The organism is Streptomyces javensis (assembly GCF_039525925.1).
GTDB lineage: Bacteria > Actinomycetota > Actinomycetes > Streptomycetales > Streptomycetaceae > Streptomyces > Streptomyces asiaticus.
Genome location: NZ_BAAAIF010000062.1, coordinates 1 through 16,201 on the forward strand (window position 1 = coordinate 1; position 16,201 = coordinate 16,201).

General features: G+C 72.5%; 3 protein-coding genes. 2 read left to right on the top strand and 1 reads right to left on the bottom strand.

Annotation, left to right across the window (positions count from 1 at the left end; translation table 11 throughout):
• Together ABD329_RS36670 and ABD329_RS36675 are read left to right on the top strand one after the other, a co-directional pair.
• Positions 1-14,351 (top strand): SDR family NAD(P)-dependent oxidoreductase (locus tag ABD329_RS36670; RefSeq protein WP_425574427.1); only part of this gene is annotated, 14,351 nt, incomplete at its 5' end.
• Positions 14,352-14,392: 41 nt separating this feature from the next.
• A complete protein-coding gene (locus ABD329_RS36675) occupies positions 14,393-15,586 on the top strand; it encodes a cytochrome P450 (protein ID WP_198278323.1) in 1,194 nt (397 codons plus the stop codon).
• Between the two features lie 146 nt (positions 15,587-15,732).
• On the opposite strand, the gene ABD329_RS36680 is transcribed toward ABD329_RS36675, so the two are convergent.
• A complete protein-coding gene (locus tag ABD329_RS36680) occupies positions 15,733-16,164 on the bottom strand; it encodes a hypothetical protein (protein WP_198278324.1) in 432 nt (143 codons plus the stop codon).
• Between the last annotated feature and the right edge of the window lie 37 nt (positions 16,165-16,201).

The window sequence follows — 16,201 nt, forward strand, 5'->3', positions numbered from 1 at the left end:
CGGAGCCTGAGGCTGAAGGTGTGGTGTTGCCTGCTGTGCCGTGGGTGGTGTCGGGTGCGGGTGAGGCGGCGGTGCGGGCGCAGGTGGAGCGGCTGCGCGAGTTTGTTGCGGAGGATCCTGGGTTGGATCCGGTGGATGTGGGGTGGTCTTTGGCGACTACTCGTTCTGCGTTGTCGCATCGTGCGGTGGTGGTGATTGCGGATGGTGAGGAGTCGCTGGGGGCTTTGGAGGGTGCTCCGGTGCCGGGTGGGTTGGGTGTGTTGTTTGCTGGTCAGGGGTCGCAGCGGTTGGGGATGGGGCGTGGGTTGTATGAGGCGTATCCGGTGTTCGCTGCGGTGTGGGATGAGGTGTGTGCCCAGCTGGATCGGCATGTGGATAGGCCGGTGGGTGAGGTGGTGTGGGGTGATGATGCCGGGCTGGTTGGGGAGACGGCGTATACGCAGGCGGGGTTGTTCGCGCTGGAGGTGGCGCTGTATCGGCTGGTCACTTCGTGGGGTGTGAGGCCGGATTACCTGTTGGGTCATTCGATTGGTGAGTTGGCTGCGGCGTATGTGGCGGGTGTGTGGTCGTTGGAGGATGCGGCCCGGGTGGTGGCTGCTCGGGGTCGTTTGATGCAGGCGTTGCCGTCGGGTGGCGCGATGGTCGCGGTGGCGGCGCCGGAGGAGGAAGTCCGGGCGCTGCTGGGCGACGGGGTCGCGGTTGCGGCGGTGAATGGCCCTGAGTCGGTGGTGATCTCAGGTGATGCGGATGCGGTGTACGCCGTCGAGGAGACGTTCGCCATGGGTGGGGTGCGGACGCGGCGGTTGCGGGTGAGTCATGCGTTTCATTCGGCTCGTATGGACGACATGCTCGCGGAGTTCGGCGAGGTGCTGAACGGTGTTGAGTTCCGCGCCCCGGGCGTGCCCGTCGTATCGAACGTCTCCGGTGCGGTGGCGGGCGAGGAGTTGTGCTCGCCGGAGTACTGGGTGCGGCATGTGCGGGAGACGGTCCGATTCGCCGATGGGCTGAACACCCTGCGCGAGCTGGGGGTGGCTTCGTTCCTGGAGCTGGGGCCGGATGGCACGTTGACCGCACTGGTCGACGGCGATGGTGTGCCTGTCTTGCGCCGGGACCGTCCGGAGCCCCTGACCGTCATGGCTGCTCTGGGCGGGCTGTATGTGCGGGGTATCGAGATCGACTGGGATGCGGTGTTTCCGGGTGGTCGGCGGGTCGATCTCCCCACCTACGCGTTCCAACGGCAGCGGTTCTGGTTGGAGTCGGCCTCGGACCAGCCCACGACCAGCGCCGTTGACGCGGCGTTCTGGGACGCGGTCGAGCGTGGGGATGCGCGGGCGCTGGGCATTGACGAGGAACAGCCGTTGAGTGCCGTACTGCCTGCCCTCTCGTCCTGGCGGAGGGCGCGGCAGGAGCAGTCGGATATCGATGGCTGGCGTTACCGGCTCGGCTGGACACCGATCCCGGCGATGTCCGGGGAGGCGGGCCTGACCGGCACGTGGCTGGTGGTGGGCGAGGGCGGAGACGACGTTGTCGCCGTGCTGCGTGCTGCGGGGGCCGATGCGCGAGTTGTGACGACGGTGGAGCTGGGTGTGGGGCCGGTTGCGGGTGTGGTGTCGTTGTTGTCGGTTGAGGCGACGGTGGCGTTGCTGCAAGCTCTTGTGGCGGTTGAGGTTGGTGCGCCGTTGTGGTGTGTCACTCGTGGTGCGGTCTCGGTGGTTGACGGTGACGTGGTGGATCCTGAGCAGGCGGGTGTCTGGGGTCTGGGCCGGGTGATCGGTCTGGAGCATCCGGACCGTTGGGGTGGGCTGATCGATCTGCCTGTCGAACTGGACGATGGCACGGGAAAGGCGCTGGTCGGCATCCTCGCCGGGGGCACCGGTGAGGATCAGGTCGCCGTCCGTGTCACTGGCACGTGGGGTGCCCGGTTGACGCGGGCGACGCCGATCGGCGGTGCGGATGGTGGGGCATCGGCCGGGTGGCGTGGGTGTGGTACGGCGTTGGTCACTGGTGGTACGGGTGCGTTGGGCCGTCAGGTGGCGCGCTGGCTGGTGGACAGCGGTGTGGAGCGGGTCGTGCTGACGAGCCGCCGGGGTGCCGAGGCGCCCGGTGCCGCGGAGCTGGTGGCCGAGTTGGGGAGCCGCGTGCACATCGTGGCCTGCGATGTCGGCGATCGTGAGGCGCTCGCGGCTGTTATGGCGACGGTTCCGGATGTGCGCACCATCGTGCATGCGGCGGGTGTCCTTGACGACGGGGTGCTCGAGTCGCTGTCCCCTGAGCGGATCCGTGCCGTGATGCGGGCCAAGGCCGACGGCACCCGCCATCTGCACGAGTTGACCCGTGACCTCGACCTTGACGCCTTTGTGTTGTTCTCGTCGGCCGCCGGGACTATGGGCAATGCGGGTCAGGGGAGTTATGCGGCGGCCAATGCGGTTCTGGACGGGTTGGCGTGGCGGCGTCGGGCTGAGGGTCTGGTGGCCACGTCGGTGGCCTGGGGCGCCTGGGCCGAATCCGGTATGGCCGCAGAGGTGGCGCGGTCGCAGGGCATGGATCCGAGGTCGGCGCTGGCCGCTCTGGGGCAGGTGCTGGCCGCTGGCGAGACCACGGTGATGGTGGCCGACATCGACTGGGCGACCTTCGGGGCCCGGTTCACCGCCTCACGGCCGAGCCCGCTGCTCAGCGAGTTGCTCAGCGGGTTGCTCAGCGACGGAACCGTGCCGACCGAGGCGGCTGACGGCGAACCGGCCGACGCGTTCGCCACCCGCCTGGAGGCCATGGCCGAGCGGGAACGGGCGGCCACCGTACTGGACCTCGTCCGTACACATGTGGCCGCTGTCCTGGGACACACGGCATCCGAGGCGATCGACCCGGCCCGGCCCTTCCAGGAGATCGGTTTCGACTCGCTCACCGCGGTGGAGCTGCGGAACCGGCTCACCGCGGCCACCGGGGTGCGACTCCCGGCTTCCGTGATCTACGACTACCCGACCCCGGCCGCGCTCGCCGAGCATGTGTGCCGGGAGGCGCTGGGCCTGGGCGGACGGACACCGGCCCCGGTGGTGGCACGCCCGGTGGACGACGAACCGATCGCCATCATCGGGATGAGCTGCCGTTTCCCCGGCGGGGTGAGCTCGCCGGAGGACCTGTGGCGGCTGCTGGCCGAGGGCCGTGACGCCGTGTCGGAGTTCCCGGCGGACCGTGGCTGGAACCTGGCCGAGCTGTACGACCCGGATCCCGACCACCCCGGCTCCTCGTACGTCCGGGCGGGCGGATTTCTCGATGACGCGGCCGCGTTCGACCCCGGCTTCTTCGGGATCTCGCCGCGTGAGGCGCTCGCGATGGACCCGCAGCAGCGGCTGCTGCTGGAGGTCGCCTGGGAGGCGTTCGAGCGCGCCCATATGTCCCCCGCCACCCTCAAGGGCAGCCGGACCGGGGTGTTCGTCGGGACCAACGGCCAGGACTACGCCGCTCTGGCGAGCGGGGCCCCGCAGAGCGCGCAAGGGTATCTGGGCACGGGCAGCGCCGCCAGTGTCGCCTCGGGCCGGCTGGCGTACACCTTCGGCCTCGAGGGCCCGGCGGTCACCGTGGACACCGCCTGCTCGTCATCGCTGGTCGCGCTGCACCTCGCCGCACAGGCCCTGCGCTCCGGCGAATGCTCCTTGGCCCTGGCCGGCGGTGCGACCGTCATGGCCACTCCGGCGGCCTTCCTGGAATTCTCCCGTCAGCGTGCGTTGGCTGCCGATGGGCGCTGCAAGGCGTTCGCGGCGGCGGCGGACGGCACCGGCTGGGGTGAGGGCGTCGGCATGCTCCTGGTGGAGCGGCTCTCCGACGCGGAGCGCAACGGCCATCGAGTGCTGGCGGTGATGCGTGGCTCCGCCGTCAATCAGGACGGCGCGTCCAACGGGCTCACGGCGCCGAACGGCCCGTCGCAGCAGCGAGTGATCCGTCAGGCACTGGCGAACGCCCGGCTGTCCGCCACGGACATCGATGTGGTGGAGGCGCACGGCACCGGCACCAGCCTCGGCGACCCGATCGAGGCGCAGGCACTGCTCGCCACGTACGGTCAGGACCGGCCTGAGAACAAGCCACTGTGGCTCGGCTCGGTGAAGTCCAACATCGGGCACACCCAGGCGGCCGCCGGTGTGGCCGGTGTGATCAAGATGGTCATGGCCATGCGACACGGTGTACTGCCGCGGACCCTGCATGTCGACTCGCCCACGCCCCATGTGGACTGGGCGGCGGGCCGGGTCGCGTTGCTCGTCGAGGGGAGGGAGTGGCCGCGGACCGGCGCTCCTCGCCGGGCGGGTGTGTCCTCGTTCGGGGTCAGTGGCACCAACGCCCATGTGATCGTTGAGCAGGGGCCGGTGGTGGCCCGGCCCGACCAGGCGCGCGGGTCCGACCTCGAACCGGATCGGGAGTCGGCGCACGAGGCATCACTGCCCGTGCCGTGGGTGCTGTCAGGCGCGGGAGAGGCCGGGCTGAGGGCCCAGGTCGAGCGGCTGGCGTCGTTCATCGACGCCCATCCGGGCCTGGATCCCGCCGATGTCGGGTGGACGCTGGCGGCCGGCCGTTCGCGTCAGTCGCACCGCGCCGTAGTGGTGGGTGCGGACCTCGCGGAGCTACGACGTGGACTGGAGGGCGTCTCGACCGGTGGCGCCGCCCGGTCCGGCCGCAAGGTGGTGTTCGTCTTCCCCGGCCAGGGGTCGCAGTGGGCCGGAATGGCGTTGGAACTGCTGGAGCACTCACCGCTGTTCGCGGAGCGGATGCGTGAATGCGCCGATGCGCTCGCCCCGTTCGTCGAGTGGTCCTTGTGGGACGTGCTGGGCGATGAGGTGGCGCTCGGCCGGGTTGATGTGGTGCAGCCGGTGTTGTGGGCGGTGATGGTGTCGCTGGCCGAGCTCTGGCGTTCGTACGGTGTGGAGCCGTCGGCGGTGGTGGGCCACTCGCAGGGTGAGATCGCGGCGGCCTGTGTGGCGGGTGGTCTGTCGCTGGAGGACGGTGCCCGTGTGGTGGCCTTGCGGAGCAGGGCGCTGCTCGCCCTGTCGGGCCGGGGCGGGATGGTGTCGGTTCCGGTGCCCGCCGATCGGCTGCGGGGTCGTGCGGGGCTGTCGGTGGCGGCGGTGAACGGTCCGGCGTCGACGGTGGTGTCCGGTGCGGTTGAGGAGCTGGAGACGGTGCTGGCGGAGTTCCCGGAGGCCAAACGGATTCCGGTGGATTACGCCTCGCACTCCCCGCAGGTGGCCGAGATCCAGCGGGAGCTGGCGGACGCGCTGGCGCCGGTCCGGCCGCGCGGCGGACAGGTCGCGTTCCACTCGACGGTGACCGGACGGCTCACCGACACCAGTGAACTCGACGCCGACTACTGGTACCGCAACCTCCGGCACACGGTGGAATTCCAGAGCACCGTCGAAGCCCTGATGAACCAGGGCCACACCGTGTTCGTCGAGGTGAGCCCGCACCCCGTGCTGACCATCGGCATCCAGGACACCGCCGAGAACCCAAGTACCCCCGACATCACGGACGCCCCCGACGCCACAGGCACCCCCGACGTCACTGGTACTCCCGACGCCCCCGGCGTCACCGGCGCCGACATCGTCGTCACCGGATCGCTGCGCCGCGACGACGGTGGCCCCGCCCGCTTCCTCACCGCCCTCGGCGACCTCCACACCCGGGGCGTGGACGTGGACTGGCGCCCGGTTTTCGCCGGAGCCCGGACGGTGGACCTTCCCACCTACGCCTTCCAACGGGAACGCTTCTGGCTGAAGCCAGTGCGGGCGGTGACCCAGGCGTCCGGGCTGGGCCTCGGCGATATCGAGCACCCGCTGCTGGGCGCGGTACTGCCCCTGCCCGGGGACGAGGGCGGTGTGCTGACCGGACTGCTCTCCCTGGACGGCCAGCCCTGGCTGGCCCATCACATGGTGCGGGACACGGTGGTCTTCCCCGGCACGGGATTCGTCGAACTCGCCCTACAGGCCGGTCAGCGCTTCGGCCACTCGGTGGTGGAGGAGCTGACCCTGGAGACCCCGCTGGTGGTGCCGGACCAGGGCGGGGTCCAGGTACAGGTGGCCGTCTCGGCGGCGGACGAACGCGGCCGGAGGCCGATCACGGTGCACTCGTGCCGTGCCGGGGAGTGGGTGCTGCACGCCTCGGGCACCCTCGGCGCCACGGGAGCCCTCGACGTCACCGAGCCGCGCCCCGCCGAGGTGGCCCGGCCCCTGGAGGTCTGGCCGCCCGAGGGCGCGCGGAGCCTCGATGTCTCGGGGATGTACGAGGCGATGGCGGAGCGCGGCTACGGGTACGGTCCCGCCTTCCAAGGGCTACGCGCCGCGTGGACACGGGACGACGAGATCTACGCCGAAGTGGCTCTGGAGCCGGAGGCACAGGACGTGGCGGCACGGTGCGGTGTGCATCCGGCCCTGCTCGACGCCGCGCTGCACGGAGTGGGGCTCGGCCGCTTCCTCACCGACCCCGGCCGGGCGTATCTCCCGTTCTCCTGGAGCGGGGTGGCGCTGCACGCGGTCGGCGCCTCCGCCATCCGCGTGGTGCTCTCCCCGGCAGGTGCGGACGCGGTGTCGCTGGAGGTGACAGACCCGACGGGAGCGCCGGTGCTGTCGGTGGCGTCGCTCTCGTTGCGTCCGCTGTCCAGCGGGCGGATCGCGGACACCCGGGGGGTGGACCAGGACTCGCTGTACCGCGTGGACTGGGTCGAGATACCGCTGCCGACCGCCCCAACTGCCCCGGCCCCGGTCGAATACGACGCCCTCGCCCCCGACGCCCCCGATGGCCCCGACGCCCCCCACGCCCCCGACGACACCCCCGTACCCGACATGGTGGTGCTGCCGTGTGAGTCGGCCGGTGACCCGGTGTCCACCGTCGTGTGCCGGGCGCTGGCGGCGGTACGGCGATGGCTCGCCGACGAGCGCTATGCCCGGTCGCGGCTGGCCGTGCTGACGCGTGGCGCGATGGCGACCGCTCCCGGCGAGAGCGTCGAAGACCTCGGTGCGGCGGCGGTCTGGGGCCTGCTCCGCAGCGCACAGGCCGAGCATCCGGACCGCTTCGTCCTCGTCGACCACGACGGTCACCAGGATTCCCGTACGGTGCTCGCCGCCGCGCTGGCCGCCGCGGCGGACGGTGGCCATGCGCATCTCGCGCTGCGCCGTGGCCGTGTCCTGACGCCTCAGCTCGCTCCGCTCACCCCGTCCGCGACCGCCCTGTCCACCACCACACCGCCCGCCACTACCCCCGACCCGGAGGCCGGGGCGCCGTGGCGGATTGACGTCACCCGTCAGGGCACGCTGGAGAATCTGGCCGCCGTCCCCTGCCCGGAGGCCGCCGATGTCCTCGGCGCCGGACAGGTGCGGGTGGCGATGCACGCGGCCGGGGTGAACTTCCGGGACGTCGTCGTCGCCCTCGGCATGATCCCCGACCAGGACGTCATCGGCAGCGAGGGCGCCGGAGTGGTGCTCGACATCGGCCCCGGTGTGTCCGGCCTGGCGCCCGGTGACCGGGTGATGGGTCTGTTCTCCGGGGCGTTCGGCCCCGTGGCGGTGACCGATCACCGGCTGTTGGCGCGGCTGCCCGAAGGCTGGTCGTTCGCCTATGCCGCGGCCACGCCGGTGGTGTTCCTGACCGCCATGTACGGGCTGATGGACCTGGCCGGTCTGCGACCCGGTGAATCGGTGCTGGTGCACTCGGCCGCGGGCGGGGTGGGCATGGCCGCGACACAGGTGGCCCGCTGGCTCGGCGCCGAGGTGTACGCCACCGCGAGCCCCGGGAAGTGGGACGCGCTGCGCGCCGCAGGAGTGGCGGACGACCGTATCGCCTCGTCCCGCTCCCTGGAGTTCGCCGACCGCTTCGGCCGGGTGGACGTGGTGCTGAACTCGCTGGCGGGCGAGTACGTGGACGCCTCGCTCGGCCTGCTCGCCGACGGCGGCCGTTTCCTGGAGATGGGCAAGACCGACATCCGCGACGGTGAGCGCGTGGCCGCGGAGCACGGGGTGCGGTACCAGGCGTTCGACCTCATGGACGCGGGGCCGGACCGGGTCGGGGAACTGCTCCGGGAGCTGGTGTCGCTCTTCGAGCGAGGGATCTTCACCGCGCTGCCGACCCGCGCCTGGGACGTCCGGCAGGCGGGGGACGCGCTGCGCTTCCTCTCGCAGGCACGCCACATCGGCAAGCTGGTGCTGTCCATCCCGCAGCCGTTGCGGGAGGGGGACACCGTGCTCATCACCGGCGGCACCGGCACACTGGGCGGGCTGGTCGCCCGTCACCTGGTCGAACGGCACGGAGTACGGGATGTCGTCCTGGCCGGCCGGCGGGGGCCGGACGCCCCGGACGCGGCCGCACTCGCCGCCGCCCTGCGCGAATGCGGCGCCCGGGTGCGGGTGGTGGCCTGTGACGTGGCCGACCGGGACCAGCTGGCACGGCTGCTGGACACCGTCTCCGGCCTGCGGATGGTGGTGCACACCGCGGGTGTGCTCGACGACGGGGTGATCGAGTCGCTCACCCCGGAGCGGGTGCGCGAGGTCCTGAGGCCGAAGGTGGACGCCGCCTGGCATCTGCACGAGCTGACGGCCGGTCGTGAGCTGGCGGAATTCGTGGTGTTCTCCTCGGCCGCGGGTGTTCTGGGAAGCCCCGGGCAGGGCGCCTACGCGGCGGCGAACGCCTGGCTGGACGCGCTGATGGCGCATCGCCGGGCCGCCGGGCTGCCGGGCCTCTCCGTGGCCTGGGGGCTGTGGGCCGAGCGCAGCGGGATGACCGGCCATCTGTCGGACCGGGATCTCGCCCGGATGGCCAGGGCCGGTGCCACGCCCCTCGCCACCGAGCAGGGCCTCCGGCTCCTGGACAGCGCCAGGGCGGCCACCGAGGCGCTCGTGCTGGCCACCCCGCTGAACGCCGCGGCGCTGCGGGCACAGGCCGACGCCGGGGCGCTGCCCGCGCTCTTCCGCGGTCTGGTCCGTGCGCCGATCCGCCGCGCGACCGGCGCGGACCCGGTGGAGGACGAGTCGTCGCTGCGGGGCAGGATGGCCGCGATGCCGGTCGTCGAGCGCGAACAGCTGGTGCTGGACCTGGTCCGTACGCAGGTGGCGACCGTGCTGGGGCACGGCACCCCCGCCGCGGTCGACGCGGCGCGTACGTTCGCGGAGACCGGCTTCGACTCACTCACGGCCGTCGAGCTGCGCAACCGGCTGCGCACCGCCACCGGCGTCAGGCTGTCGGCCACCGCGATCTTCGACTATCCGACACCGGCGGTCCTGGCCGGTCATCTCCTCCGGGAGCTGGACGGCACCGTCGGCGAGGCAGTGACACGGCCCGCCGCCCCGGCCGCCGCCACCGACCGGGACCCGATCGTGATCGTCGGAATGGCCTGCCGCTATCCGGGCGGAGTGACGTCGCCCGAGGAGCTGTGGGAGCTGCTCGCCACCGGGCGCGACGCGGTCGCGGAGCTGCCGGACGACCGGGGCTGGGACCTGGACGGGCTGTACAGCGCCGATCCGGACAGCTCGGGCACCTCGTACGTGCGCGCCGGTGGCTTCGTGTACGCCGCGGGCGAGTTCGACGCCGACTTCTTCGGCATCGCGCCGCGCGAGGCGTTGGCGATGGATCCGCAGCAGCGGCTGCTGCTGGAAGTGGCCTGGGAGACGGTGGAGCGGGCCGGTATCCCGGCGGCGTCGCTGAAGGGGAGCCAGACCGGGGTGTTCGTCGGTGCCGCCGCACAGGGCTACGGAACGGGGGCCGGGCAGGCGGCGGAGGGATCCGAGGGCTACTTCCTGACCGGTGGCGCGGGCAGCGTGGTCTCCGGCCGGCTCTCGTACACCTTCGGTCTGGAGGGGCCGGCGGTCACCGTGGACACCGCCTGCTCGTCGTCGCTGGTCGCGCTGCACCTGGCGGCGCAGGCCCTGCGGTCCGGCGAGTGCTCGCTGGCACTGGCCGGCGGGGTGACGGTGATGGCCACCCCGGGCATCTTCGTGGAGTTCTCCCGTCAGCGCGGACTGGCCGCCGACGGTCGCTGCAAGGCGTTCGCCGATGCGGCGGACGGCACCGGCTGGGGCGAGGGCGTCGGCATGCTGCTGCTGGAGCGGCTGTCCGACGCCCGCCGCAACGGCCACCGGGTCCTGGCGGTCGTACGGGGCTCCGCCGTCAACCAGGACGGCGCCTCGAACGGCCTGACGGCGCCGAACGGGCCCTCGCAGCAGCGGGTGATCCGGGCCGCGCTGGCGAACGCCGGGCTGGCCGCGTCGGACGTGGACGCGGTGGAGGCACACGGCACCGGCACCAGCCTGGGCGACCCGATCGAGGCACAGGCGCTGCTGGCCACCTACGGGCAGCAGCGCGAACGGCCGCTGCTGCTGGGCTCGATCAAGTCGAACATCGGGCACACCCAGTCGGCCGCGGGAGTGGCCGGTGTGATCAAGATGGTGCTGGCCATGCGGCACGGCGAGCTGCCCCGGACCCTGCACGTGGACGAGCCGTCGACCCATGTGGACTGGTCGGCCGGTGCGGTGGAGCTGCTGACCGAGCCCGCAGAGTGGCCGGGGGCCTCCCGGCCCCGCCGGGCCGGGGTGTCCTCGTTCGGGGTGAGCGGGACCAACGCCCATGTGATCCTCGAACAGCCACCCGCGGGGGCGGAGCCCGGGCCCGTCCCGGAGCCGGCACCCGGGTCCGCCCCGGCGGTGGTGCCATGGGTGCTCTCCGGCCAGGGCGAGCGCGGACTGCGGGCGCAGGCCGCCCGGTTGCGGTCCTTCCTGGCCGCGCGCCCCGAGTCCGGCCCGGCCGATGTGGGCTGGTCGCTGGCCGCCACCCGTTCCGCGCTCTCGCACCGGGCCGCGGTGGTCGGCGCGGACCGGGCGGAGCTGCTGGACGGACTGGCCGCGCTGGCGGCCGGCGAGCCCGCGCCCGGCGTGGTCCTGGGCACCGGGGACCCGGGCCGGGTGGGCGTGCTGTTCGCGGGCCAGGGTACGCAACGGGTCGGCATGGGGCGTGAGTTGTACCAGGCGTTCCCGGTCTTCGCGGCGGCGTGGGACGAGGTGTGCGCCGCGCTCGACCCGCATCTGGACCGTCCGCTCGGCGAGGTGGTGACCGACGCCACCGGCGCGCTGGACGCCACCACGTACACACAGGCGGGCCTGTTCGCCCTCGAAGTGTCGCTGTTCCGGCTGGTGTCCTCCTGGGGGGTGCGGCCGGACCATCTGCTGGGCCACTCCATCGGCGAGCTGGCGGCCGCGCATGTGGCCGGTCTGTGGTCGCTGGAGGACGCCGCCAAGGTGGTGGCGGCCCGGGGCCGACTCATGGGCGCGCTGCCGCCGGGCGGGGCGATGGTGGCCCTGGCCGCGCCGGAGGACCAGGTACGCCCGTTCCTGACCGACCGGGTCGCCCTCGCGGCCGTGAACGGGCCGTCCTCGGTCGTGGTGTCCGGGGACGAGGACGCGGTGTGCGGGGTGGCCGAGGCGTTCGCCGCCCGCGGGGTGAAGACGCGGCGGCTGAGGGTCGGCCACGCCTTCCACTCGCCGCTGATGGACGGGATGCTCAGCGCGTTCGCCGAGGTACTCGACACGGTGGACTTCCGCACTCCGCGGATACCGGTGGTGTCGAACCTCTCCGGTGCGGTGGCGGGGGAGGAGCTGTGCTCCCCCGCCTACTGGGTGCGGCAGGTGCGGGAGACGGTGCGGTTCGCCGCCGGGCTGGAGCGGCTGCGGGAGCTCGGCACGGGCACCTTCCTCGAACTCGGGCCGGACGGCACCCTCACCGCCTTGGCCCAGGCCCAGATCACCGGGGCGGACGCCGAGTTCATCCCCACTCTGCGCGCAGACCGGCCCGAGCCGGTCACGGTCACCACCGCCCTCGCCCAGTTGCACAGCCACGGTGTGGAGCCGGACTGGTCCGCGGTCTTCCCCGGCGCCCGCCGGGCGGAGCTGCCGACCTACGCCTTCCAGCGCTCCCGCTTCTGGCTGGAGCCCTCCCGCACACCCGGCGACGCGGCCGACTTCGGGCTCGGCGGGCTGGACCATCCGCTGGTCGGTGCGAGGGTGCCGCTGCCCGACGCGGACGGCGTCCTGCTCACCGGCCGCGTCTCCGCCGACGCCCACTCGTGGCTGACCGGTCAGCGTGCGCTGGGTGTGCCCCTGTTCCCGGCGACGGGCTTCCTGGAACTGGTGCTCCAGGCTGGGCTCCAGTACGACTGCCGGACGGTGGACGAGCTCACCATCCATGAACCACTCGTCCTCCCCGAGCGGGGCGGGGTCGAGGTGCAGGTGTCCGTCCGTGGCGCCGACGAGTCCGGCCGCCGCCCGGTCACCGTGTACTGCCGCCGCGACCGGCGGTGGATCCGGCATGCCACGGCCGTCCTCGGCGCGGACCGGCCGCCCGCGCCGGAGCGGCGCCCCGAGCCCTGGCCGCCCACCGGCGCACGGCCTCTGGAGTCCGTTGGGACACCGGCGTGGCGCCGTGACGACGAGGTCTTCCTGGACCTCGAGCTGCCCGAGGTGGCCGGGACCGAGGCCGAACGCTGGACGCTGCATCCCGCCCTGCTCGAACAGGCGTTGCGCGGGGAGGCGCTGGCCGGGCTGGTCACCGCGGCCGAGGGGACCCATCTGCCGTTCTCCTGGGCGGGGATCACCCTGCACACGACGGGTGCCACGAGACTGCGGGCCACCCTCGCGCCCGTCGGCCCGGACACGGTCTCGCTCCACGTGGCCGACGCCGCCGGAACCCCCGTGCTGTCGGTGAGCTCGCTGGTGCTCCGCCCGGTGTCCGGACAGCGGCTGCGCCAGGCCAACGCGGCGCTGTTCCGGCCGGTGTGGGCGGCGTGCCGTACGCGGACCGAACCGGACACCGGCCCCGTCCGGTGGGGGCTCGTCGGCGACGCGGACGCCTGGAAACCGGACACGCTCGGCGCGCCGGTCGCGCCGTATCCGGACCTGTCGGCGATCGAGGACGTACCGGACGTCGTCCTCCTCCCGTGCGTATCCGAGGGCGGGACGGCGTCCGAGGTGGCCGTCCGCGTATCCGAGGCCGTGCGGACATGGCTGGCCGGGGAGCGGTTCGCCACCTCGCGTCTGGTGCTGGTGACCCGGGGCGCGCTTGCCACGGCGGCCGGTGAGGAGCTCGAGGACCTGGCCGCGGCCGCGGTGTGGTCGCTGGTCGAGCCCCTCCAGGCGGCCGCGGCGGGACGGCTGACACTCGTCGACAGCGATACGTGCGATCTGCGTATGCTGCCCGCCGCGGTGGCCGTGGGGGAGGACCGGGTCGCGGTCCGGGCGGGAGCGGTGCTGGTACCGGACCTGGTCACGCCCGCGGCCACCGAGCAGGACCCGCCCGCCTGGGACCGTGGGACGGTGCTGGTCACCGGTGGGTCGGCCATGGCCGTCTCCCGGCACCTGGTCGCCGAACACGGGGTGCGGGACCTGGTCCTGGCCGGGGACGGCGACATGGCCGAACTGGCGGCCCTCGGAGCCACGGTTCGGCTCGCCCCGTGTGATCCGGCGGACGGTCAGGCGCTGGCAGCGCTGCTGGAGGAGATTCCCGGACTGCGGAGCGTGGTGCACACCGCGGCCGACGCCCCGGAGCGGACCCGGGCCGGCGCGCTCTCGCCGGAATCCCTGCGGCCACAGCTGCGGTCGAGCCTGGCGGCGGCCTGGAACCTGCACCTGGCCACCCGGGGCCTGGAGTTGGACCGCTTTGTGCTGCTCACTTCCGCCGACGGGACACTGGGCCCCGCGTACGCCGACGCGCTGGCCGCGCACCGGCGGGCTCGGGGACTGCCCGCGGTGTCCGTCTCCACCGATCTGGGCCTCGCCCTGTTCGACGAGGCATGCGCCGGGCCCGGGGAGGCGGTCCGGGTCACCACCGCCACGCCGGCCCCCGCACGCACCGAAGCGGACCGGCGGCCGGTGGAACAACCCCCGGCGGCCGAGGCCTCCGCCGCCACGCTGCTGGAGCGGCTGGCCGGGCGGACGGAGGACGAGCAGGACGAGATCCTGCTGGAGCTGGTCCGTGGCCAGGTCGCCATGGTGCTCGGCCATCCCGACGCCACCATGGTCGACCCGGACCGAGGCTTCGTGGACATGGGCTTCGACTCGGTGGCGGCCGTGAAGCTCCGCAATCAGCTGGCCGGGGCCACCCGGCTCGACCTGCCCGCCAGCCTCACCTTCGACCACCCCACGGCCGTCGATCTCGCCCGCCATCTGCGCGCCGAAATGCTGCCCGACGACGCGGCGGCCGCCATTCTCGTGCTCGAAGAGCTCAACAAGCTCGACGATTCGATCCTCGTGCTCGACCCGGCAAGCGCGGCACGGGTGCGGATCTCGACCCTGCTCCAGGACCTGACCGCGAAATGGGTCGAGCGGACGGATCGTCCATGACCACACACGATCGCCATGATGCGCATACGAGGGAGTCAACAGTGAGCGAGACCTTGTCCCTTCCGGGAACCGTGAAGGCCGAACGGCGTTGTCCGTACGACCCGCCGGAGGCACACCGCCGACTGCGGGACGCGGGCGAACTGGGCAAACTGGAGCTGCCCGGCGGTCTGGTGATGTGGTTCCTGACCAAGCACGACGACATCAGGGCCATGCTGGCCGACTCCCGGTTCACTGGTGCGAGGGTGCCGTTCCCGGCGATGAGCCCGGAGATACCGGCGGGCTTCTTCTTCTCCATGGACCCGCCTGACCACACCCGTTACCGCCGCACGCTCACCGCCGAGTTCTCGGTGCGCGGTGCACGCGAACTGACCGGCCGGATCGAGCGGCTGGCCGACCGGCACCTCGATGCGATGGAGGCGGCGGGCACGAGCGCGGACCTCGTGGCGGCCTATGCCAATCCGGTGCCCGCCATGGTGATCTCGGACATTCTCGGTGTGCCGTACAGCTACCACCAGAAGTTCGACCACGAGGTGCGCACGCTCCGGGAGACCGGCGGCGACGACCAGGCCGTCGGCGCGATGGCGACCGCGTGGTGGGAAGAGATGCGCGGATTCGTGCGTGCCAAGCGGGCCGAGCCCGGGGACGACATGATCAGCAGGCTGCTGCACGATGAGGTCGAGGGTGGCGCGCTGACCGACGAGGAGGTGGTCGGCATTGCGATGACCATCATTTTCGCCGGTCATGAACCCGTGGAGAACCTGATCGGCCTCGGCATGCTGGCGCTGTTCCAGGACCGTGAGCAACTGACCCGGCTGCGGGAGAACCCCGACCTCATTGACGGCGCCGTGGAGGAGTTCCTTCGCTACTTCCCCGTCAACAACTTCGGCACCGTGCGCACCGCCACCGAGGATGCCGTGATCAATGGTCACCCCATCGCGAAGGGCGAGATCGTGGCCGGTCTGGTGTCCACCGCCAACCGGGACCCCGGGCGGTTCGACGACCCCGACCGCCTTGTCCTCGACCGGGCGCACACCTCCCACCTCGCGTTCGGGCACGGTGTGCACCAGTGTCTGGGCCAGCAGCTGGCGAGGGTGGAACTGAAGGTGCTCCTACAGCGGCTGCTCGTCAGGTTCCCCGCTCTGCGGCTGGCGGTGGCCCCGGAGGAGATCAAGTACCGGGAGAACACCTCGTTCTACGGTGTCCACGAGCTGCCGGTGACCTGGGCGGCTGAGTAGCCGAGGCCGAGGCCGGGGCCGGAAGGCACGGTGCGGGTGGTGGCCGCGGGGTCCGGCGCGAGCGGTGGCCGGATACCCGGCCGCCGGCTCTTCCGGCCCGGGTGACGACCTGGGATCTCTTCCGGCCCGGGTGACGGCCTGGGCCCTCAAGCGCCGAGCCGGCCGCCGGTCAGCCGGGCCAGCGGGCGGCGGCGACGAGCCGCGCGCCTGCGCAGGACGACCGCGGTGGTGGCGCCCGCCGCGGCGGCACCCGCACCGGCGACGGCTGCCAGAACCTTCCGCGCCTTGATCATCACCCAGGCCGAACCCGCCGCCGCGGCGGCCTTCTTGGGCGCCTCAGCGGCCACGGTACGACCGGTGGTCACGGCCTTCCCGGCGGCCACTTGAGCCTTGTCGGCGGCGACATGAGCGGTGTGCGCCGCGGTCGTCGCCGCACTGGCCGCGGCGGTCTTCGCCGTGGTCTCCGCCTTGCCCGCGGTGTCCTTGGCCTTTTCCGCGGTCTCCTTGGCCTTGGTGGCGGTGGCCTTCGCGTTCACGGTGGTGCTCTGGGCAGTGTGTGCGTTCTTCTTCTCGGTCATGTTGACCGCGTTACCACTCGACCCGACAGCAAACCCG

Bases quoted from the DNA above. Each gene is read 5' to 3' on its own strand.
- ABD329_RS36680 (WP_198278324.1), bottom strand. From the start codon at position 16,164: ATGACCGAGAAGAAGAACGCACACACTGCCCAGAGCACCACCGTGAAC.